This is a genomic window from Exilibacterium tricleocarpae, from assembly GCF_007004655.1.
Lineage (GTDB): Bacteria > Pseudomonadota > Gammaproteobacteria > Pseudomonadales > Cellvibrionaceae > Exilibacterium > Exilibacterium tricleocarpae.
The window spans coordinates 99,460-119,415 of sequence record NZ_ML660095.1 but is presented as its reverse complement, the minus strand read 5'-3'; the positions used below and the strand labels follow the sequence as shown (position 1 = coordinate 119,415).

The 19,956-nt window shown below is 49.1% G+C and carries 16 protein-coding genes and 1 pseudogene; 12 read left to right on the top strand and 5 right to left on the bottom strand.

Annotated features, from left to right (window positions below):
* Nucleotides 1–532 precede the first annotated feature (532 nt).
* The 6 genes from FKG94_RS15165 (at nucleotide 533) to FKG94_RS15140 (ending at nucleotide 8,127) form a co-directional block, all read left to right on the top strand.
* Complete coding sequence (locus tag FKG94_RS15165; protein ID WP_142905159.1) at nucleotides 533–1,807, top strand: TolC family protein; 1,275 nt, start codon at nucleotides 533–535, stop codon at nucleotides 1,805–1,807.
* Nucleotides 1,807–3,900, top strand: coding sequence for an ATP-binding cassette domain-containing protein (locus tag FKG94_RS15160; protein ID WP_142905158.1), 2,094 nt, complete (start codon nucleotides 1,807–1,809; stop codon nucleotides 3,898–3,900). Before FKG94_RS15165 ends, FKG94_RS15160 begins: the two co-directional genes overlap by 1 nt.
* Nucleotides 3,897–5,039: a beta-barrel domain-containing protein gene (locus tag FKG94_RS15155; protein WP_142905157.1), complete on the top strand. Its 1,143-nt coding sequence runs from the start codon at nucleotides 3,897–3,899 to the stop codon at nucleotides 5,037–5,039. The genes FKG94_RS15160 and FKG94_RS15155 overlap by 4 nt, the downstream gene beginning before the upstream one ends.
* Before the next feature lie 268 nt (nucleotides 5,040–5,307).
* A complete protein-coding gene (locus FKG94_RS15150; protein WP_142905156.1) occupies nucleotides 5,308–6,048 on the top strand; it encodes a response regulator transcription factor in 741 nt (246 codons plus the stop codon).
* A 162-nt stretch (nucleotides 6,049–6,210) separates the two neighbouring features.
* Nucleotides 6,211–7,170, top strand: a complete 960-nt coding sequence (locus FKG94_RS15145; RefSeq protein ID WP_142905155.1) for an RCC1 domain-containing protein — start codon at nucleotides 6,211–6,213, stop codon at nucleotides 7,168–7,170.
* A 183-nt stretch (nucleotides 7,171–7,353) separates the two neighbouring features.
* Nucleotides 7,354–8,127, top strand: a complete 774-nt coding sequence (locus tag FKG94_RS15140; RefSeq protein ID WP_142905154.1) for an RCC1 domain-containing protein — start codon at nucleotides 7,354–7,356, stop codon at nucleotides 8,125–8,127.
* A 189-nt stretch (nucleotides 8,128–8,316) separates the two neighbouring features.
* Here the strand turns inward: FKG94_RS15140 and FKG94_RS15135 are convergent, their stop codons facing one another.
* The 3 genes from FKG94_RS15135 to FKG94_RS15125 form a co-directional block, all read right to left on the bottom strand.
* Nucleotides 8,317–8,958: an IbrB-like domain-containing protein gene (locus FKG94_RS15135; protein WP_218943546.1), complete on the bottom strand. Its 642-nt coding sequence runs from the start codon at nucleotides 8,956–8,958 to the stop codon at nucleotides 8,317–8,319.
* Between the two features lie 77 nt (nucleotides 8,959–9,035).
* Nucleotides 9,036–10,253 (bottom strand): phosphoadenosine phosphosulfate reductase, encoded by a 1,218-nt coding sequence (locus tag FKG94_RS15130; protein WP_142905153.1) that lies wholly within the window; start codon nucleotides 10,251–10,253, stop codon nucleotides 9,036–9,038.
* Nucleotides 10,254–10,485: 232 nt separating this feature from the next.
* Nucleotides 10,486–10,860 (bottom strand): hypothetical protein, encoded by a 375-nt coding sequence (locus FKG94_RS15125; protein WP_142905152.1) that lies wholly within the window; start codon nucleotides 10,858–10,860, stop codon nucleotides 10,486–10,488.
* Between the two features lie 224 nt (nucleotides 10,861–11,084).
* Here FKG94_RS15125 and FKG94_RS15120 point away from each other — a divergent pair, with 224 nt between their 5' ends.
* The 4 genes from FKG94_RS15120 (at nucleotide 11,085) to FKG94_RS15105 (ending at nucleotide 17,613) form a co-directional block, all read left to right on the top strand.
* On the top strand, nucleotides 11,085–15,461 hold the full coding sequence (locus FKG94_RS15120; RefSeq protein WP_179957663.1) for a cadherin domain-containing protein: 4,377 nt from the start codon (nucleotides 11,085–11,087) through the stop codon (nucleotides 15,459–15,461).
* A 102-nt stretch (nucleotides 15,462–15,563) separates the two neighbouring features.
* Entirely contained in the window at nucleotides 15,564–15,863 is a 300-nt protein-coding gene (locus FKG94_RS29580) for a response regulator (protein WP_142905300.1), read from the top strand.
* Between the two features lie 477 nt (nucleotides 15,864–16,340).
* A complete protein-coding gene (locus tag FKG94_RS15110; protein ID WP_142905150.1) occupies nucleotides 16,341–16,643 on the top strand; it encodes a putative quinol monooxygenase in 303 nt (100 codons plus the stop codon).
* A 136-nt stretch (nucleotides 16,644–16,779) separates the two neighbouring features.
* Nucleotides 16,780–17,613 carry a response regulator transcription factor gene (locus FKG94_RS15105; RefSeq protein WP_246125185.1) on the top strand — a complete coding sequence of 278 codons (834 nt, stop codon included), beginning with the start codon at nucleotides 16,780–16,782 and terminating at the stop codon, nucleotides 17,611–17,613.
* A 115-nt stretch (nucleotides 17,614–17,728) separates the two neighbouring features.
* On the opposite strand, the gene FKG94_RS15100 is transcribed toward FKG94_RS15105, so the two are convergent.
* Both FKG94_RS15100 and FKG94_RS15095 read right to left on the bottom strand, forming a co-directional pair.
* The gene (locus tag FKG94_RS15100; RefSeq protein WP_142905149.1) at nucleotides 17,729–18,004 is read right to left on the bottom strand and encodes a hypothetical protein; all 276 of its coding nucleotides are present in this window, start codon (nucleotides 18,002–18,004) and stop codon (nucleotides 17,729–17,731) included.
* A gap of 71 nt (nucleotides 18,005–18,075) precedes the next feature.
* Nucleotides 18,076–19,170 carry an OmpA family protein gene (locus FKG94_RS15095; protein ID WP_142905148.1) on the bottom strand — a complete coding sequence of 365 codons (1,095 nt, stop codon included), beginning with the start codon at nucleotides 19,168–19,170 and terminating at the stop codon, nucleotides 18,076–18,078.
* A gap of 163 nt (nucleotides 19,171–19,333) precedes the next feature.
* On the opposite strand from FKG94_RS15095, the gene FKG94_RS15090 reads away from it, so the two are divergent.
* Both FKG94_RS15090 and FKG94_RS29575 read left to right on the top strand, forming a co-directional pair.
* Entirely contained in the window at nucleotides 19,334–19,519 is a 186-nt protein-coding gene (locus tag FKG94_RS15090; RefSeq protein WP_142905147.1) for a hypothetical protein, read from the top strand.
* Nucleotides 19,520–19,627: 108 nt separating this feature from the next.
* A pseudogene (locus tag FKG94_RS29575) lies at nucleotides 19,628–19,786 on the top strand (IS3 family transposase); the annotation flags it as partial.
* Between the last annotated feature and the right edge of the window lie 170 nt (nucleotides 19,787–19,956).

The window sequence follows — 19,956 nt, the reverse complement described above, 5'->3', positions numbered from 1 at the left end:
AATCGAATGTTTGGATTGTGGTTTTTATATAAAATTTGCAGCGCAAATAATAGCAAAAAAGCATGGCAAGATTTTGAAGCCAGAGAATCTATGCGATAGTGATCTAAAGCCAGTCTTCTCTGCCTGGAATGGTCTCAGTTATCAGGAGTTATATGAAAGTCACTGATCACAAAAAGTGCGGCAACTTTCTGAAGATGGTGTACTTCTCAAAACGAGAATAATGCCGTCTATGTTAAAGCTGGCGATCTAATAAAAGCCATTGAGTTTTTTAAGCGTGGATGGTTCGTATTGATTACTCAGGCTATCGAGTCAATTCTGAGTGGAAATTTTCAATATTTTTTGCGAAATACTTTTGTCCGTTAGCAATAGTAGCATAGAAAGGTGGAAACTGTATTCTCAAAAAAATCCTTGTGAAATTGGGAGGTATTTGGGACCGGGTTATCAAAAAGATCTTTTTAAGGATGTTGCCCTTAGAGAACATGGATTTAGTAGTCTCTCACATAAAATATCCTCACGGAGGTGTCGTTGTTGTATGAGAGCGGAAATTCCATATCTAAAATGGCTTGTTTGCGTTTGTCTAAGTGTTGTCTCTCCTCTGTCTAGACCCGAGTCGCTAGGCCAGCTAATTAAGCTTGCTCTCGATAGTCACCCGGAAGTGCAGGCGAGTCGTATATTGCGTGATGCGTCTGGTGCTGATATTGATTACGCACGCTGGCAATTCTTTCCCAGCTTTACAGTGAGAGCGCAAGGCACCTCTGCGCCTGATGATGATCCGTCTTACGAAGGGGATGATCAAGTGTCCTCAGTAGGGCTTGTTCAACCTATCTGGACAGGTGGGGCGGTGACCGGCAGATTAAAGTCGGCGAAGGCTAATTTTAATCTACGGGAATCGGAAATTAACCAAGCCGAGCAGGGCTTGGCTATCCGGGTACTTGTCTCCTATGTCGATTGGTACAGCGCAAATAGAAGAGTGGCTGCGTGGCAGACTAGTTTATTAGTTCACCAAAACCTGTCGAAACAAGTGCGCCGGCGCACCTCAAATGGCGCATCTTCTGAAAGTGACCTGGCGTTGGCCGAGGCCAGGGTTGCGCTGACTGAAGCTGATTTGGCCGCAACGATTGCTGAAGAACAAACCGCCCTGGCAGTACTGGCCGAGCTTGTCGGAAAGCCGATTGACTCATCTGATTTGGTTAACGAGTACCCGAAACCAAAGCAAATAGACATAGGGCTCGAAATGCTTAAAGAGCGGGCTTGGAACAATAGTCCTTCCGCAGCGGCGGCGGTTGCAGAAGTGGGTATTGCTGACGCCGATATCCTCAGCGCGCGTGCGACGTATATGCCAAAAATAAACCTGCGGCTTGAGCGGCAGTACGGCAATTTTGCTTACGACGATACATCGCCATCTGATCGCATATTTATCGAATTTACCACGGAGTTTGGCGCAGGCTTATCAAGTCGATCCATTGTGTCAGCGGCCCGGTTGCGCCGAGAGGCGGCCTTGGTAAATATTGAGCGCCAACGTCAACTACTGGATTCAAACATCGTTTCAGACAAATTGCTCCAGGTGTCTGTTGCCCGAAGGCTTACCGCATTGATGCAATCAAAACAGGCTACACAGGATGTTTATGAATCGTTTGAGCGTCAATTTCTGTCCGGTTCACGAACCTGGTTGGATCTGCTGAATGCTGCGCGTGAGTTAACCCAGGTTGAACTTCAAATTGCAGACGCCCGAGCTTCATCAGTCTTGGTGTCTTGGCGCCTTTATATCCTGACTCAGGGCGTGGACTCAGTGTTGGGAGAATCGTGATGAGTATTAGCGCCGGCCTGCTACCCTGCTTATCCAAAATCGCACAGCTCCAAGGCGAGTCTATGGATTGGCTTGCTGTTGAAGATATCTCTAAAACCATTGACTCGGCCGACCCGCAAGAATATCTATCGGCGCTGTTCAAGGGATTGTATTTACCTTCGCCACAATGGCTATCGTCGGTGGATGTATCAAATACGCCAGCACTAGCGTATCTGCCGGGCATTGGCTGGACCGTTGTTCGCGGACAAAATGCTGCCGGTGCATGGATAGTGCAGCGTTGGTGTGAACAGTCTAATCACTGGATTGAAGCAGCAAAAAAAACGCTCTCCACGACCTGCGTTGCAGTGGTCAGGCCCTCTAAACCCTTTACTTTTTCCGGCAGTAAAGTCACGGCGTTGGTTAGTCAGGAAATATTGTCCCATAAAAAACTGCTGCTGAGTGTAATGTTGGTCAGTGTAGTGATCAATACCGTAGGTATTGCCGTCTCCCTATATGCGATGCTGGTCTATGACCGAGTGATTCCGACCGGGGCCTCACAGACGTTGCTAGTACTAACCCTGGGTGCTTCTATTGCACTCATCTACGAGTTTGTCAGCAAGCATGTCCGGTCAAGGCTATTTGAAACCTTGATCGACGAACTCGATAAATCACTGGCGCGCACTATTTATACTCGCTTTCTAGCCATCAGGCTTGATCAGCTACCCAAGAGTGTTGGGGGCCTGGCATCGCAAATGCGGGGTTACGAGACTATTCGTTCATTTATAACGGGGGCTACAACTCATGTTTTGGTGGACGCACCTTATGCACTGCTTTTCATAACGGTGATATTTCTAATTGGGGGATATCTGGCACTCATTCCCTTTGCCTTCTTTTGTCTAGCTGTTTCATTAGGACTAATCTATAAAGGGCGCGTTGCGAAGCTGGCGGCGCCACTCAATAACGCAACCAATTTGCGTACCGGCCTGCTTGTCGAAACCATCGAAGGTGCCGAAGCCATAAAAGCCGGACAAAGCGGTTGGCGCTTGTTGTCTCGATGGCTGGAAAACACCGATCAGGCGCGCTCTCATGAGATCGAGATTCGCCGCATCAGCGAACGGTCTCAATACTTGGTTGGGATCTTTCAACAAGCTTCTTTTGTCGCGCTTATTGCCTCAGGTGCTTTGCTGGTCAGCAAAGGTGAGTTAACCATGGGCGCCCTGATAGCTTGCTCGATCTTATCCGGGCGGGTGCTGGCACCTGTCGCCCAGCTTCCAAATCAATTGATCCAGTGGGCACATGCAAAGGCGGCGGCACAGAATTTGGACAGCCTATGGACGCTGGAATGTGATCATCACGGACATGAACAGCCGCTCCTTATCGAGGATATCAAAGGAGAGTATCGACTTGAGGATACAGTCGTCAGCTACGGGGAAATAACCGCGCTATCTATTGCGAATCTAACCATAAAAAGCGGTGAAAAAGTGGCTGTTGTGGGACCTGTTGGCTCGGGCAAAACAACAATGCTGCGCTTATTGGCGGGTCTATACAAACCGCAGCAGGGCAGGGTATTACTCGATGGCCTGGATCTTTCGCAGCTATCAAAACCCAGGCTGGCTGAAAGCATGAGCTATGTGCAACAAGAGGTTCGCTTGTTTTCCGGGACGGTTCGAGAAAACCTTATTTTGGGCCTGCTCGATCCCGGTGACGATGTTATTTTGCAAGCTGCTCGTAAGACAGGTCTGTTTGACGCCTTGTTAGCCAGACACCCTCAAGGCTTATACCGGCCAATCTATGAGGGAGGAACAGGTTTATCCGGAGGGCAAAAACAGCTATTAAACCTAACGCGGGCTCTTCTGCGTGATAGTTCAATATGGCTGCTTGACGAACCGACAGCGTCAATGGATCAAGAGCTGGAATCTAAAGTCATTGCCACACTGAAATCGTCAATTGCTGACCATCACACGCTTGTTCTAGTGACGCATAAAGTAGAGCTGTTGGACCTTGTTGGTCGCTTGATTGTCATTGCAAACCACAAGGTCGTATTGGATGGCCCGAAAGACGTGGTTTTGAAAAAGTTATCAAGCCCTGATCCTAGAATGGCGGCCTCTTCGTGAACAGGATTACGCCATCAGTCACTGTCTGGTTATTTAGCGGTTTTACGCTGTTTATTATGTGGGCGGCAGTCTTTGAAATTGATCAATACATTCAAGCGCAAGGGCAAGTCATTCCGGGGGCTCGTACGCAGATAATCCAAGTTGCTGATGGTGGGGTACTTGAAGAGTTGTTAGTTCACGAAGGACAGCATGTTCAAGCGGGTGAAACGCTGGCAGTACTTGAGCGTGAACGGGCTCTTGCCGCTTATGAAGAAAGCTTAGTCAAGTTAAAAGCGCAAAGCGCAGGTTTGATTAGAGCTAAAGCCGAGATAGACAATGTCGCGCCCGTTTTTGGTGATGAGTTTGACCAGTTTCCGAGCTTTGTTCGACAGCACCTGGGGCAGTACCGGCAGCGCAAAAGAAGTCTGGAGGATAATACCTCAATTCTGGATGAACGCATTGCCATCGCCGACGAAATGCTTACCATCAATAAAACACTCCATTTGAAGGGTGATATTAGTCGCATGGATGTTCTCCAGTCCAGACGCGAACTGGCGCAATTAAAAGGGGAGCGAATAGCCTTACAAAACGACTATTATCAGACGGCCCAGGAAGAAGCGACCAGGCTTCAAGCTGAGTTGGCCTCAACGCAGCATCAACTTAATGAAAGGAAAAACGTACTCGATCACACAACGCTCACCTCGCCGGTCACCGGCATTGTTAAATACCTCAATATCAACACCTTGGGAGGCGTACTTAGGCCAGGGGATGAGCTATTACAGATATCGCCCACTGATGATGACATGTTGATTGAGGTCAAAGTAAACCCGATCGATATCGGCCTTCTTGAACTGTCCCTCCCCGTGAGTATTTCCTTGGAAGCGTTCGATTACTCCATCTATGGCACGCTCAGTGGGCGTTTAGTTTACATTAGTTCCGACACGCTAAATGAAAATGTGTCGGGGCAAACGCTGACGTATTACCGAGTGAACGTGCGTATTGATGATGACGCTACAATAACCAATCCGAGATTTGCAGGCCTCAAACTCAAGCCCGGTATGACTGCTAACGCCAGTATACTGACGGGTAAGCGAACCGTGCTGCAATACATCCTAAAGCCCATTAATCGCGCTTTTCAGGGTGCGCTCTCTGAGCGCTGACCATTGGGGTATAGCTGATGACAAAGATAGATGTTGAATCTGGTTTACAAACGAAAGTGCAAATGTCGCAGCAGCATGCATGTATTAGATTCAGTTTTTTTACTCATGTTTAAACTAAGGTACCGGTTATGAACTATTACTTAGAAACGTCTGCTGGGGAAGCTAGCGTGCGGCATGAGCTCAGTTTGTCTCAGGCCTTGGTCGTGCAAGCCAGGGCTGGAGAGCAATTCTAAGACTCATCGGTTATTTTTGGGTAGAAAACAGTTGTATGATCGCCGTAGATTGGAGCATAGAGAGCGACAACAGCCTGAACTTTTTTGGTCAGGCTGCAAAAATACTTTTTGTCGGAAGCGATCCTGGTTTCAACAGCGAGCTCTCGGGACTGTTCGAAAACATGGGTTACAGCGTAGATAGCTGCATTAATGGAGAAGAATGCTTGAACCGCCTATCCACTCAGCATTATCAGCTTATCATTATGGACATCACGCTGCCTGAAATTGATGGGCTCTCGCTGCTTAGCATTCTCCGCAAATCGATTCAAATACCGGTCATCATGCTAATGAACGACGGGGCAGAGGAAGAGAGGATCAAGGGCTTCTATCATGGTGCTGACGATTGCTTGACAAAGCCATTTAATAAGACTGAGCTGTTGCTGCGTGTCTGGGCTTTGTTAAGACGCTGTCGCGCTGGTTCTGAAACCACCAATAACGTCTTCCAGTTGCGACTGGATGGTCTTAATCTCGATAAGACCAATAAGACTACATCGGTACATGGCAAGAGTATCGGGCTTACCCCCACTGAGTTTCGCTTGCTTTGGGTGTTGCTACAGTATAGAGGCGATGTATTGAAGAAATCTTTTTTGTATCAAACCGTGCTTAATAAAACTCGGGGACGCTATGATCGCAGTCTGGATGTACATTTAGGTCGAGTCAGAAAAAAGCTGAGCGCAGCGGGCTGGAACGGTGATCGCTTAAGAACGATTCATGGTGAGGGGTATTGTTTAAAATGAGTCGCTTTAGAGCAATTTACTATCGCGATGCAAAACCATAAGCCCCTCGACCAACACACAAGGTTCTCTATTCAGAGTCACTTAACTACTTACGCAAACCAACCGGCATTTAATGCGCGCTTTATTATGACGGATTAACTTGGGAAGATATAAGGAGAAAAAATGATGCGATTGATGAAACGTCTAATGATAGGTTTTATTGTCTATTTTTTAGTGCTGGCGCCCTATGCGGAGCAATCGCCCGACAGCCTTGTCGTCAATGAGAGCATTAGGGTGACGGAAGTGTTTTCGACGACCGGCGCCTTTGCTGCATTAAAACGCGACGGCTCGGTGGTCACCTGGGGCGATCGTGATAAAGGTGGCGATAGCAGTGCGGTAAGCAGCGGATTAGTCAGCGGCGTGACCGAGGTGTTTTCCACGTGGTTTGCCTTTGCCGCGTTAAAAGCCGATGGCTCGCTGATCACCTGGGGGGACGGGAATTTCGGCGGCGATAGCAGTGCGCTAAGTAGTGAGTTAGCCAGTGGTGTGGCCGAGGTGTTTTCCACGGGCATTGCCTTTGCCGCGTTAAAGGCCGATGGCTCGGTGATCACCTGGGGCTATAGTCATTGGGGCGGCGATAGCAATGCGGTAAGCAGTGAATTAGCCGGCGGTGTGGTGAAGGTGTTGGCCAACACTTTTGCCTTCGCCGCTTTAAAAAGCGACGGCTCGGTGGTCACCTGGGGTGATCTTGGCAGCGATAGCAGTGCCGTGCGCAGTGACTTGGCCAACGGTGTAGTCGAGGTGTTTGCCACAGAGACAGCGTTCGCCGCTTTTAAAGGCGACGGCTCGGTGGTCACCTGGGGACTTGCTGGTGTCAGTAGCGATAGCAGCGCCGTGCGCAGTGACCTGGCCAGCGGTGTTGTTGAGGTGTTAGCCACAAAAAAGGCCTTTGCTGCTTTAAAAAGCGACGGCTCGGTGGTCACCTGGGGTGGTTTGGGCGTCGATGACAGCGCCGTGAGCAGTGAACTAGCCAGCAACGTAGTAGAGGTGTTTTCCATGGGGGATGCCTTTGCCGCGTTAAAAGCCGATGGCTCGGTGGTCACCTGGGGCGAGAGTGATTGGGGCTGCGATAGCGGGCCGTGAACGATGACTTAGGTGGGTAGAAAAAAACTTTATTTTAGAAGGCTGACAGCTACCGCATCTATTGCTAACCGAAAAGGCAGTTGTCAATGAAATGTGTCAACCGGTATTTGACACGCGCTTTATTACGACAGATTAACTTGGGATGATATGCGGTAAAAAATGATACGATTGATGGAACGTCTAATGATAGGTTTTATCGCCTATTTTGTAGTACTGGCACCCTATGCGGAGCAGTCATCCGGCAGCCCTATCGTAAATAACGATGATAGTAGTGATGAAGTAACTTTTTCCACCGGTGATGAGGGCGTTAAGGTGGTGGAAGTGTTTTCTACGACCAGTGCCTTTGCTGCATTAAAAAGCGATGGCTCGGTGGTCACCTGGGGCGATAGTCGTGAGGGTGGCGATAGCAGTGCGGTAAGCAGTGAATTAGCCGGCGGCGTGGTGAAGGTGTTTTCTAACAATCATGCTTTTGCCGCGTTAAAAGTTGACGGATCACTGGTAACCTGGGGAGAGGCTAATGATGGTGGTGACAGCAGCGATGTCAGCAGTGATTTGAAAAGCAACGTGGTAGAGGTGTTTTCCACATGGTATGCCTTCGCCGCGTTAAAAACTGATGGCTCGGTGGTCAGTTGGGGTGGATCTAGTCGCAACAGCGATAGCAGTGACTTGGCCAGCGGTGTAGTCAAGGTATATACCAACGCTCTTGCCTTCGCCGCGTTAAAAACCGACGGCTCGGTGGTCACCTGGGGTATATCTAGTCGTGGCGGCGATAGCAGCGCCGTGCGCAGTGACTTGGCCAGCGGTGTAGTCGAGGTATATACCAACAATTATGCCTTCGCCGCTTTAAAAAACGACGGCTCAGTGGTCACCTGGGGTGAACCCAGACGTGGCGGCGAAAGCAGCGCCGTGAGCAGTAACTTTAGAAAACTAACATCTACCGCATCTATTGCTAAATGACAAAGCAGTTGTCAATGAATTGTGTAATTCAGTACATAGAACTATATAAGGCGCTTTAAACTTTGTTGGCCCTGCCCGTTACTGAGCTGCCTTTAAGTCTACATCGGTGCATGGCGAGGTTGTCGGGCTTACCTTCACTTTGTTTCGCTTTTCGACATTAGTCTCAGCCGAGGTGTAGAGCCTCACACGTTATTCCCATGCCAGCGAGAAATCGGCATCGCCAAATAACTCCGGCAGCCCCTTATGTTGCTTGAAGCGCAACACTTCGTCTGCACTCATACCCAGTTCCGCGCAAATGTCGGCATCTGACCATCCCTCCCGAACCAGGGTGGCAACGACGTCTATCATCGGAACAACGCCGTGAACGCCGCGGGCTCGATTGTGACGGATTGTCGCCGCCATACGTTGCTTTATACCCCCCGACTTAACAAGTGTAACCGGCAAACAGCCGTGCAGGCGGTTGCGAACAGGCTTATATTCCGCGCCAACTCGTCGACGGTGGAATCCATCGATAACAACGTAGCCATCCCTTTCCTGGTGCGCCACAATGGGTTGCGTATAACCATCCTCCCTAACACTTCTTTTTAATAACCGCATTTCCGGAGGTGCGACCTTATTGGGGTTGTAGTCGTTACCTCGCACCTGGTCAGCCTGAACCCACAGCACACAATCGATCGGATCTTCAAACGGGCTAACCTCGTGCAGCGCCTGGCGGATATGATTCAGTGCCTCAATTTTAGCAGATATCGGCATCAACTCTATTGCATCAACCAGGTATTCCAGGTGTGCTTGCAGGTCATCATTTTTTGCTGTATCGGGGTGTTCCTTCATGATTTAACCTCTGAGTATGGCTGCCAAGTTCGAATGATTTCATACCTATCACTGTTTTTTCGCGTTTGCGGCATTGTTTAGTTTGCCCCTGGCTTTACACGGGTTCTCTCACGACGATTCAAGGTTGGATGGTAGTTGCCATACCTCTTCTTGGTCTGTGCGAAAGACAGTGACCTGCACCAAAAATCATTTTTTAGTATGCACATGGCCATACGCCGCCAAGAGGGCGCCTTCTTGGCCGCCTCCATTTTGGGATCGGACACATCCGGGATATCACCTTGCCATCCGCCTTGGGTCCGCCACCAGTTGATAAATGTCGCAAATTTTTCCTGGTATTGAAGGCGCGAGCTTTCCGGCAGCGTTTCTAACAACAACTTTGTATAACTCTGCCAGGTATGGCCGTCCGGCAGGCCGATACCGCGACGATAGCCCAGCATCTTTTGACCGGAATAGATACTACCGTAGTTGGCTCCTGCAACGCGATTCACAACTTTGGACCAGGTATTCGGCTCTATTCTGTGAAACATATCCAGGCTTTTACGCTGGTCATCGCCATAGGGTTGGCAAATTCGCATCTCATGCAAGGTCATGCCGGACAGGTACATATGGTCGTAGAGCTTGTTGTAGGGGAGCCCATTCTTGCCAATATAGGCCCACACATCCTCTACACGCCAATCGTAGATAGGGTAAGCGTTACACACCTGCGGTGATAACCAGGTGGTCCAACCTCGGTTTTTATGGCGGCTTTTCCGATAACCTACGATGGTGCGATAGCGGTGATGGCTTTCATCGGCGCGAATCCCTACGAGAATGGCAACTTTGCCCTCGCCTGCAAGCCAGTGGGCAAACTCGCGGGTAAACTCCTCAAATTCCATTCGGTGCCAGTAGAAAGGAAAAAAACCGCTGTCGGATATCACGCCGCGGTTTTCAGGCATCGGCCTTACCCAATCCTCGCGCCGTTTGGGATCCCAGCAACACCAGTGCGGTTCAAATACGCTGACAGCGTTGCGCAGATTGAGCGGCAGGCAAATCCAGTAGGGCGTTATCTCATCGCGGCTTAACATCTCCTCTACATGATCAATGGTCATGCGATACTGGGCTTCCAGATCGATAAACATCACCTTTAGCGGCAAGCGGTTTCGCATCCTGGCAACCTGCAGCGTCAAATGTAACAAATCGGAAGAATCCTTACCGCCACTGAAGGTTACGCAAACATCATCAAATTCATCAAAAATAAAGTGGATGCGCTCCAGTGCTGCATCATATACGTTCTTATCCAGGTAAATTTTTGCCATAAGGAAACGTTCGCCACCCGCATAAACCCGACATTATATAGCCGCTATAAGGCTATTTTTTATAGCACATGCATTTCTCTTACATCAAAATCGCAACGTCACAGTTAACCCGAATAGTAGCGAGACACCGGACACGCTTAAAAGTCAAACAACGTAAGATTTGTCGCAAAATATACAAGCCAACAGGAAGCTATCGAGGGGGGGGGATGCGAAGGACCGGAGTGAACTTGAGTCATTTACTATGTTTCACTTTCTTTAGCTCTAAGTAAATTCGGTGTTTTGTCATATTTTGGCAAGCCAGGATGGCGACAGCTTGCTGAAGGCGCACATTAACAAACAATTGTTGTGTTTTGGCAAAAAATAATACAAAGGGTGCAATGTGCATATTTACCGAATCAACTTTCCTGCTTAATATTAACTGCATTATTAAATCAAAAGCGCCAGTAGGGAATATGATTCCAAAACTACGTGGTTGCCCATGTTGTTCCGCTAGGCGATTGTGTGTTCGGCTAATAGAAGCAATAGCCTTACAGAGTGACGTCACAATAACCAATCCGAGATTTGCAGGCCTCAAACTCAAGCCCGGCATGACTGTTAACGCCAGCATACTGGCGGGTAAGAGAACCGTGCTGCAATACATCCTAAAACCCATTAATCGCGCTTTTCAGGGTGCGCTCTCTGAACGCTGGCCAGTGGGGTATAGCTGATGACAACGCTAGCTGTTGAATCTGGTTTACCAGCGAAAGCGCAAAGTCGTTTTTAATGTCGTCGTAACAGCATACACGCATTAGGTTCAGCTTTTTACTCATGTTTAAACATAAGGTGCCGGTTATGAACTATTACTTAGAAACGTCTGCTGGGGAAGCCAGCGTACGGTATGAGCTCAGTTCGTCTCAGGCCTTGGTCGTGCAAGCGAGAGCTGGGGAGCAATACCGCGTTGTTTCCCGCCATGGGGAGCTCCCCGATAACGTCGTGGCAGTCCGAACAGATACTGATCTTGAGGTGCGCCTGGATAACGGCGTTCATCTGATTATCGAAGATTACTATGTGGTGTGCCGCAACAACTTTTGTGGCATCAGCCTCTCCGAAGAGGGTGTGCCACTGAGTGCGAATGAAGAGGCCAAAAAGCTTTTCTCAGGCGACAATACGATTGTGTACAGCCATGGTTCATTGGAAGGCATCGTATTGCTTGACCTATTGGGGGCCGGTTTTGTTCATGAGCCACAAGACCCACCCACGCCACTGGCTCTGTCAACGGTAGACGATACAATTGACGGTATACCTCAGGGTGAAGGTGGGAGTATAAGCGCCTTAGGCATGATGAGCTTAGCGGGGTCAGGGCTGGGTTTGATTGCCGCTTCAGCGTCATCAGGGGGAGATTCTTCTGCGCCACCTAGTAATAGAGAGGCGCCAGTCTTTACGTCGGGCTTGGGCGAAGCGGTGGTTGAGGTTAGCGTCAACGAGGGCGAGATGGCCGTCTATACTGCCGAAGCCACGGATGCTGATAGTGGTATCCTCATTTACAGTCTAAGCGGCACCGATGCAGCACTATTTAACCTGGATGCGAATACCGGTGAACTCACCTTTATCGATGCCCCCGACTATGAGAACCTCGGGAGTAACCATCCCTATAGCATAACTATCACAGCCACGGATAGCGATGGCCTTAGCGCGAGCCAGAACGTCACCATTGGCGTGAGTAATGTGAACGAGAGTCCAGTCTTTACTTCGGGCACAACGGCCACTGTTAACGAAAACCAGACGGGCGCCTATACCGCCGAGGTCATGGATCCCGAAGGCGAAACACTGATTTACACCTACAGTCTGAGTGGCACCGATGCGACGCTATTTACCCTAGATGCGAATACCGGTGAGCTCACCTTTAAAGAGGCCCCCGACTATGAGAACCTCGGGAGTCACCATCCCTATAACATCATCATCACCGCCATGGATAGCGATGGCCTTAGTACAACCCAGAACGTCACCATTAGCGTGAGCAATGTGAACGAGGGGCCTGTTTTTACTTCGGGCACAACGGCCACTGTTAACGAAAACCAGACGGCCACCTACACGGCTGTGGCTACAGATCCCGACGGTGACGTGCTGACCTGCAGTCTGGGTGGCGCTGATGCGGCGCTATTTACCCTGGATGCGAATACCGGTGAGCTCACCTTTAAAGAGGCCCCCGACTATGAGAACCTCGGGAGTCACCATCCCTATAACATCATCATCACCGCCATGGATAGCGATGGCCTTAGTGCAAGCCAGGATGTCACTATTAGCGTGAGCAATGTAAATGAGGCGCCGGTCTTTACCTCGGGCACAACGGCCACGGTTAACGAAAACCAGACGGCCGCCTACACGGCTGTGGCTACGGATCCCGACGGTGACGTGCTGATCTACAGTCCGGGTGGCGCCGATGCCGCACTATTTAACCTGGATGCGAATACCGGTGAGCTCACTTTTAAAAATGCCCCCGATTATGAGGGCCTCGGGAGTCACCATCCCTATAACATCACTATCACTGCCACGGATAACGATGGCCTTAGCACAAGTCAGGACGTCACCATTAGTGTGAGCAATGTGAACGAGGCGCCCGTCTTTACCTCGGGCACAACGGCCACGGTTAACGAACACCAGACGGCCGCCTACACCGCCGAAGCCACCGATGTTGATAGTGGTATCCTTATTTACAGTCTGAGTGGCGCCGATGCGGCGCTATTTACCCTGGATGCGAATACCGGTGAGCTCACCTTTAAAAATGCCCCCGACCATGAGAACCTCGGGAGTCACCATCCCTATAACATCACCATCACCGCCATGGATAGCGATGGCCTTAGTGCAAGCCAGGATGTCACTATTAGCGTGAGCAATGTAAACGAGGCGCCGGTCTTTACATCGGGCACAACGGCCACGGTTAACGAAAACCAGACGGCCGCCTATACCGCCGAGGCCATGGATCCCGAAGGCGAAACACTGAGTTACACCTACAGTCTGAGTGGCACCGATGCCGTGCTATTTAATATCGATGCGAAGACCGGTGAGGTCACCTTTGAATATGCCCCCGATTACGAAAACCTCGGGGCTAACCATCCCTATAACATCACCATCACCGCCACGGATAGCGACGACCTTAGCACAAGCCAGGATGTCACCATTAGTGTGAACAATGTGATGAACGAAAGGGTAGAGCTAGAGCTGCCCGACGTTCTATTGAACAGTGACCTTGGTTTTGTGATCAATGGTGTCGAGAGTGGTGACTCTAGTGGCGTTTTTGTCAGTCATGCCGGTGATGTCAATGGCGATGGTTTCGATGACCTGATTGTTGGCGCATTTCTCGCTGACCGCAATAATTTAAATAACTCCGGCCTCACCTATTTGGTCTATGGCAGCGCCGATGGCGGGACCGTCGAGCTGTCTGAGATTGAAAACGGTGATAACAACAGTCTAGGCATTGCTATCGGCGGCGTTAGAGAAGGTAACCGTGTTGGCCTTTCCGTCAGCGCCGGCGATGTCAATGGCGATGGTTATGCTGACATCATTTTTGGCGGAGACCGCGGTTATGTGGTCTATGGCGGTAACAAGCTCTCGAATATCGATGTCTCCGACATCGAGAACGCCCCAGACGGCAAAAGTGATTTGGGCTTTGTGGTCAGTGGCCTGGGGGCTGGCTGGCGAGTGAGCGGGGGAGGGGATATCAATGGCGATGGCTTTGATGACGTGTATATTGGGACTACGGGTAACAGCGACAACTATATGGTCTATGGTGGGGGCGGTCTTTCCAACATTGATCTCGATCCTTATATTGTAAGCGACACCACTAATGCTGATCATGCTAATGGCATTGTGATCCATGGTATCGAGGGCGACCCGTCAGATTCTAATCTGGGCAGGTCAAAGTACGGTCATATTGTCGGCGACGTCAATGGTGACGGCATTGATGATATGATGTTTGCTGACCGTGGGGATACAAGCAATACTCCCAACCGCAGCGCCGGCTATGTGGTCTACGGTGGTAACAATCTCTCCGACATCGAGTTCTCTGATATTGCTGCCGGCACGGGTGGCTTTGTAATCGACATTGCAGGAAGCTTCGCAAGCGTTGGCACCATCAGCACCAGTCCCGGTGACATCAGGAGTGCCGGTGATTTCAATGGTGATGGCTTTGATGATCTGATCATTTCCTATATGTTTGCCGATACTCCTAACGGTACCATAAGTGGCTTAAGCTATGTGCTCTTTGGTGGCAGCCATCTCTCGCACATTGATCTCGCTGATGTTGAACAGGGTATCGGCGGATTTGCCATCTATGGCGCCAGAAAGAATGATGCGACTGGCCGCCGCGTCAGCAGTGCTGGTGACATTAACGGGGACGGTCTGGGAGACCTGTTTATAACCGGCGGCCGCGACGCTCCCAACGACAACGTCGACGTTCCCGATTCCCTTTATGTGGTTTATGGCAACGATACAGGTACCGTTGATCTCGCTGCTATTGAACAGGGTGTCGGCGGCTTTGTCGTCAGGCCCGTCGATAAGTTTTTTTTCCCTGGCTTTCGTCATGACGGTGATGTCAATGGCGATGGTTTTGATGACCTGCTTATTAGTCATGACTCTGGTGGCAGCGACAACGCCGGCACCACCTATGTGATCTATGGTGGTCAGAATATCAGTGCTAATGTCTTAGTCGGTACTTCAGCCGGTGAAACGCTGGTAGGCAGTAGCAATGGCGATCAGATTATCGCCGGGCAAGGCGACGATACCCTGATTGGCAACGGCGGCGCCGATGTGCTAAGCGGCGGTGCCGGTGACGACATACTGGCCATCCGTGATACCGCTTTTGTGAGTCTGGACGGCGGCAACGGTATCGACACCCTGCGCTTTGACGCCGCGATCGCGCTGGATTTCACCGGGCTCAGCGACAATCGGATCACCGATGTGGAAGCAATCGACTTACGCTATGACGGTGGCAATAGCAGTCTCACCCTGGGCTTGAGCGATGTGCTCAACCTAAGTGATAGCAGCACCAGTAGCGATACCCTTAGGATATACGGCTCGGAGGGTGACGCCGTGATATTGAGTGATCGAGGCGGCCGATGGGAACGCTCTGTGGACGGTTCCGAAACGGATACTTGGGTGTATAGCCTCGGAGACGACGTGTTGGCCAGTGTACTCGTCGACGAGAGCGTGACTGTGACTACCCTTTTCTAAGGCCCGTCGATTATTTTGTTGGGTAGAAAACAGTTGCATGATCGCCGCAGATAGGAGCATAGAGAGCGACAACAGCCTGAGCTTTTTCGGTCAGGCTGCAAAATACTGCCTGCTAAAAGTGATGCTGGTTTCAACAACGAACTCTCGGGACTATTCGAAAATAGGGGTTACAGCGTAGATAGCTGCAGTAATGGAGGAGAATGCTTGAGGCGCCTATCCACTCAGCATTACCAGCTGATTATTTTGAACATCACACTGCCTGAAATTGACGGCTTCTCGATACTTAGCATGCTTCGCAAAACGATTCAAACATCGGCCATTATGCTGATGAACAACGGGGCAGAGGAGGAGAATCAAGGGCCTCTATTATGGTGCGGACGATTGTTTGACAAAGCCATTTGATACAACGGAGCTGTTGCTGCGTGTTTGGGCCTTGTTAAGACGCTGCCGCGCTGGCTCTGAAACCACCAATAATGAGTCGCTTGAGAGCCATTATTGCTATAAATTTAACCGTTCTCGATAGGACGTGGGCGTGGTTTTCATCATTTTCCGGAATACGCGCCAGAAAACAGTGTCAACTGCGCGCCTTACTAACCCATCTTCTAGTCATCTTCTCTTTCTCAAGCCCGGCTTCCTCAAGCGACATGACAACGAACCACTTTTACTTGAAAAAAGTTTAGTCCACATAAGGCAAGTACATCTGCAATACCCATCAAGCTTGAGGGTAAAGCGTTATCAAGTGCAACGATGACAGTAGTAGACATGGATCGAAGAATGTTTAAATGTCAATAATTGCATGGATTTTGTCACTTTTGTGTCTCTCTAGCAACGATGATATTCCATATAGTGTCGCTTCAATTCCCTGAAGAGAGCAACACCATGAGTCAATCCAATGTAGGCATTTTAGCGACGTTGAAAGCGAAACATGAAAAGGTTCAAGAAGTTGAGGCGTTTTTGAAGGGGGCAATTACGTTGGCGGAAGAGGAATCTGGTACCTGTACCTGGTTTGCATTAAAGCTAGGACCTTCTACCTTCGGTATTTTCGACACGTTTCAGAATGATGAGGGGCGACAGCAGCACTTGAACGGAAAAATTGCGGTAGCTTTAATGGCTAACGCAGAAGAATTAATGTTAGAAGCTCCAGATATTAAGCAAATAGAGATTTTAGCAGCAAAAATTTAATCATTAGCCAAGGTCAATCACGGTTGCAGTTTTTTATTCAACTAGCAAAACACTTATTTGGGAAGCTAGGGGCTTTTAGGCTTCAATCCCCTAATAGTCTGTATGAGAAGCTGCGCAAAGCGTTTAACTGGAATAAATGGAAGGCAGTCAAATGTCTTATTTAAGTACGTGGCTATCAGCGCAATGCGCTACGGATTCCGTGTCTAATACTATCGAGCCAGATTCAGCAAAGATGGCAATTGCCCAGTCTCGTAATCGTCATTGTAGACGCGGACCTGATCAACGGGAGCATGCATCAAAGATACTCTTCATTCAAAACAATACAGCGTTCAATAATCGGCTGTCCGAAATACTGGGTAAAGAAGGTTATCAGGTGGATGCTTGCATTGATGAAGAAGAGTGCCTAAACCTCGCATCGACACTATATTATCAACTTGTTATTCTGGATGTTATGTTGCCCCAAACTGATGGATTTTCATTGCTCCGTAAGCTTCGCAACATTATTCAAACGCCCGTCATCATGCTTACAGCCAAAGGAGCAGAGGAGGAAAGGATCGAGAGCTTCTATCATGGCGCTGATGATTGTTTGACAAAGCCATTTAGCCCGATGGAGTTATTGTTGCGTGTCCAGACTTTGTTAAGACGTAGTCGAGGGGATCTTGAAACCACCAAGAGATTCTTGCAAGTGGATAGTCTCTATCTCGACAAAGTCGATCAGTCTGCATCAGTGGGTGGCCGGCTTGTGAGATTCACCCCCACCGAATTTCGTTTGCTTTGGGTGTTAGTTCAGCATAAAGGCGATGTCTTAAAGAAAGTTTTTTTGTATAAAGCCGTGCTGAATAAAACACCGGGCCGTTATGATCGCAGTATCGATATGCATTTAAGCCGTGTCAGAAAAAAACTTAGCGCAGCGGGCTGGCAGAGCGAACGCTTGCGAACCGTTCATGGCGAGGGCTATTGTTTAGAGTGATCAACAGGGGCGCCCATCATTTTCCAAGCCGAGCAGTCCGATTCAGGTGACACTCGGCGTTGTCCATAGCCGGAACAAGCCTCAAGGTTTTTAGCATAAGGCTTTCGGGATGAGGCTAAGTCTTGATAACAGAATGGATAAAGCAGTTATCCAGCTCCAGAGGTTCGCTATTAATTTCCTGAATCCGCATTTCCTGGGAGAGACTCAAATTATATTTGGTAGTCCAATCAAATATCCCTATCGCTTTTGCCATAAACTTATGTTGAGAAGAACCAACGACAACCGCCTTGACTAGATAATTAAAGTCGTCGTTCATTTTAAGATGGACAATATCACCGATATTAACAGATAATGCGTTAAACTCTCTCTGTGCTGGAATCCACTCACCCATAGATCCTCCGCTCCAGTGATGATCAATAGTTAACTTTTACATAACAAAGCTCGCATACGCACTCACATTATTTATTCGGTAATTTGGGCCTCAAACACCGCCTCTACGCGACGGTTCTTTTGACGACCCTCATAGGTTTCATTGCTTGCGATCGGTCTATCTTCGCCATAACCGATGGCGTTGAGTCGACCTGGGTCAATACTAAATTCGTTCAACAGGATGGTGCGGACAGTTTCAGCACGTCGCTGAGACAATCCACGATTGTATTCGGCACTGCCGCGACTGTCGGTATGCCCAGTGATGACGCCATTAACCGATAAATATTCGCGCATAAATTGCGCAACTTTTGCTAATTCGGGCATAAAGTCACTCGCGAGCTGACTGGAGCCTGTATCAAAAACCACGTTCAAGGAAATAGTTTCTCTACGGGACAATTTGGCGGGACAACCATCGGCATACACCCTTGCTCCAATTGGGGTATTAGGGCACTTATCCTTACTGTCGACGACACCATCTCTGTCGGAGTCAAATTCACACCCATATTCATCGACAGCGGCACCTAACGGGGTGTTGGGGCATTTATCAGCATTGTCGTCGACCCCGTCTTTATCAGCGTCATTGGGAGGAAGAGCAAGCATTTTCGGCATAGCTCTACCCACCTTGTAACTTAAGGAAAAGGTCAATAAGGCTTCGTTTCGATCATTGTTCAGATCACGAAGCCAGCGCAAATCAACTCGACTGAACCAGTGGTCACTCAGTTCGAATTCAAAGCCTGAACCTACCACACCTGCCGTGCTGTCATCTTCAGCTTGGGAGTAACTGCTACGAGCGAGACCAAAGGTGACATGAGGAGAAGTCCACCTGTTGCTTGGCAGCCCAAAATACTTATATTCCAGCAAGATGTTTTTAACATCAGCATCATCACTAACGCCATCTATACTCGCCTCAGTTGAACCTTGCAGATATATTAACTCCGTCCCCCAGGATTCCTTATAGCGGTATCCCAGCCCCAGACCCCAAAGGCCAGTGCTATCAAGGTCGTTGCTGTCACTGTCATATTGCTGATAACCCAAGACCGGGCTGATGCGCCACTCATTGTCACTATCTGCTGAAGCCGCCATACTAACCAATACTACAAGTATCGTTAAAATTAATTTTTTAGTCATAAGAAAAATACAGTTCCAATGGAAAAACGCCGGCGCAATAGAGTAAATTCATTTACGCAAATTTAACTTCTCCTTCATCCCTTCAAATGAAATAAATCCTTGGCGGCACACCTGTGTCTAGCGACCTTAATAAATGTCGAGTCAAAAAAGTAGATTCGAAAGCATGTATTTACAATCTTTACACTTCCGCGAAAAATACTTTTCCATTCTGGCGAAGCCTCTGCCTGCCCTACGTACTATTAAGACTGAGGAAAGCGGGCAAGTGATTTTTCTAGCAAGATTATTTGTCCTCATCGGCGGTTTTATTGATGTAAGAAAAATACTTGTTTTTGGCTCGGCGCGAGCCTAGCCGGTGTACTTTCGGGTTTTTAGCAAGGTATTGTTGATTTTTCCTGACTAGCCGGTTGTGCTTTTTATCTCTTCTGAAATACGATAGACGCCGCCCACAGTTTCGAGCTTTCGGCGACTGCTAAAGGCTTACGGTTTTACTGATAGCATGAACCGAAAAGCGGACTATTGGGATAATACGGTTATTGAGAGTTTCTTCGGATGCTGGAAGCAAGGGCGGGCACTGTGGGGGAATTATCAAACCCGCTATGAAGCTCAACAGGATGTGCCGCACTCCCTGTAGATGTAGCACAACGCGAATCGGTTACATTCGTATCTGAGATAGAGATCGTTTCATTATCCCCATCCGTGATCTCGAGCGTTTTAGGCAGGGGGTCGACGTACCGGTCGCAGGCGCTTTAATGAATACTTCACACGGTTGTTCCTGAACAAAAGGTT

What these genes read in the sequence shown, in the direction of transcription:
- FKG94_RS15165 (WP_142905159.1), top strand. Translation starts at nt 533, where the DNA reads ATGAGAGCGGAAATTCCATATCTAAAATGGCTTGTTTGCGTTTGTCTA.
- FKG94_RS15160 (WP_142905158.1), top strand. Translation starts at nt 1,807, where the DNA reads ATGAGTATTAGCGCCGGCCTGCTACCCTGCTTATCCAAAATCGCACAG.
- FKG94_RS15150 (WP_142905156.1), top strand. Translation starts at nt 5,308, where the DNA reads ATGATCGCCGTAGATTGGAGCATAGAGAGCGACAACAGCCTGAACTTT.
- FKG94_RS15145 (WP_142905155.1), top strand. Translation starts at nt 6,211, where the DNA reads ATGATGCGATTGATGAAACGTCTAATGATAGGTTTTATTGTCTATTTT.
- FKG94_RS15140 (WP_142905154.1), top strand. Translation starts at nt 7,354, where the DNA reads ATGATAGGTTTTATCGCCTATTTTGTAGTACTGGCACCCTATGCGGAG.
- FKG94_RS15135 (WP_218943546.1), bottom strand. Translation starts at nt 8,958, where the DNA reads ATGAAGGAACACCCCGATACAGCAAAAAATGATGACCTGCAAGCACAC.
- FKG94_RS15130 (WP_142905153.1), bottom strand. Translation starts at nt 10,253, where the DNA reads ATGGCAAAAATTTACCTGGATAAGAACGTATATGATGCAGCACTGGAG.
- FKG94_RS15125 (WP_142905152.1), bottom strand. Translation starts at nt 10,860, where the DNA reads ATGCTGGCGTTAACAGTCATGCCGGGCTTGAGTTTGAGGCCTGCAAAT.
- FKG94_RS15120 (WP_179957663.1), top strand. Translation starts at nt 11,085, where the DNA reads ATGAACTATTACTTAGAAACGTCTGCTGGGGAAGCCAGCGTACGGTAT.
- FKG94_RS15110 (WP_142905150.1), top strand. Translation starts at nt 16,341, where the DNA reads ATGAGTCAATCCAATGTAGGCATTTTAGCGACGTTGAAAGCGAAACAT.
- FKG94_RS15105 (WP_246125185.1), top strand. Translation starts at nt 16,780, where the DNA reads ATGGAAGGCAGTCAAATGTCTTATTTAAGTACGTGGCTATCAGCGCAA.
- FKG94_RS15100 (WP_142905149.1), bottom strand. Translation starts at nt 18,004, where the DNA reads ATGGGTGAGTGGATTCCAGCACAGAGAGAGTTTAACGCATTATCTGTT.
- FKG94_RS15095 (WP_142905148.1), bottom strand. Translation starts at nt 19,170, where the DNA reads ATGACTAAAAAATTAATTTTAACGATACTTGTAGTATTGGTTAGTATG.
- FKG94_RS15090 (WP_142905147.1), top strand. Translation starts at nt 19,334, where the DNA reads ATGTATTTACAATCTTTACACTTCCGCGAAAAATACTTTTCCATTCTG.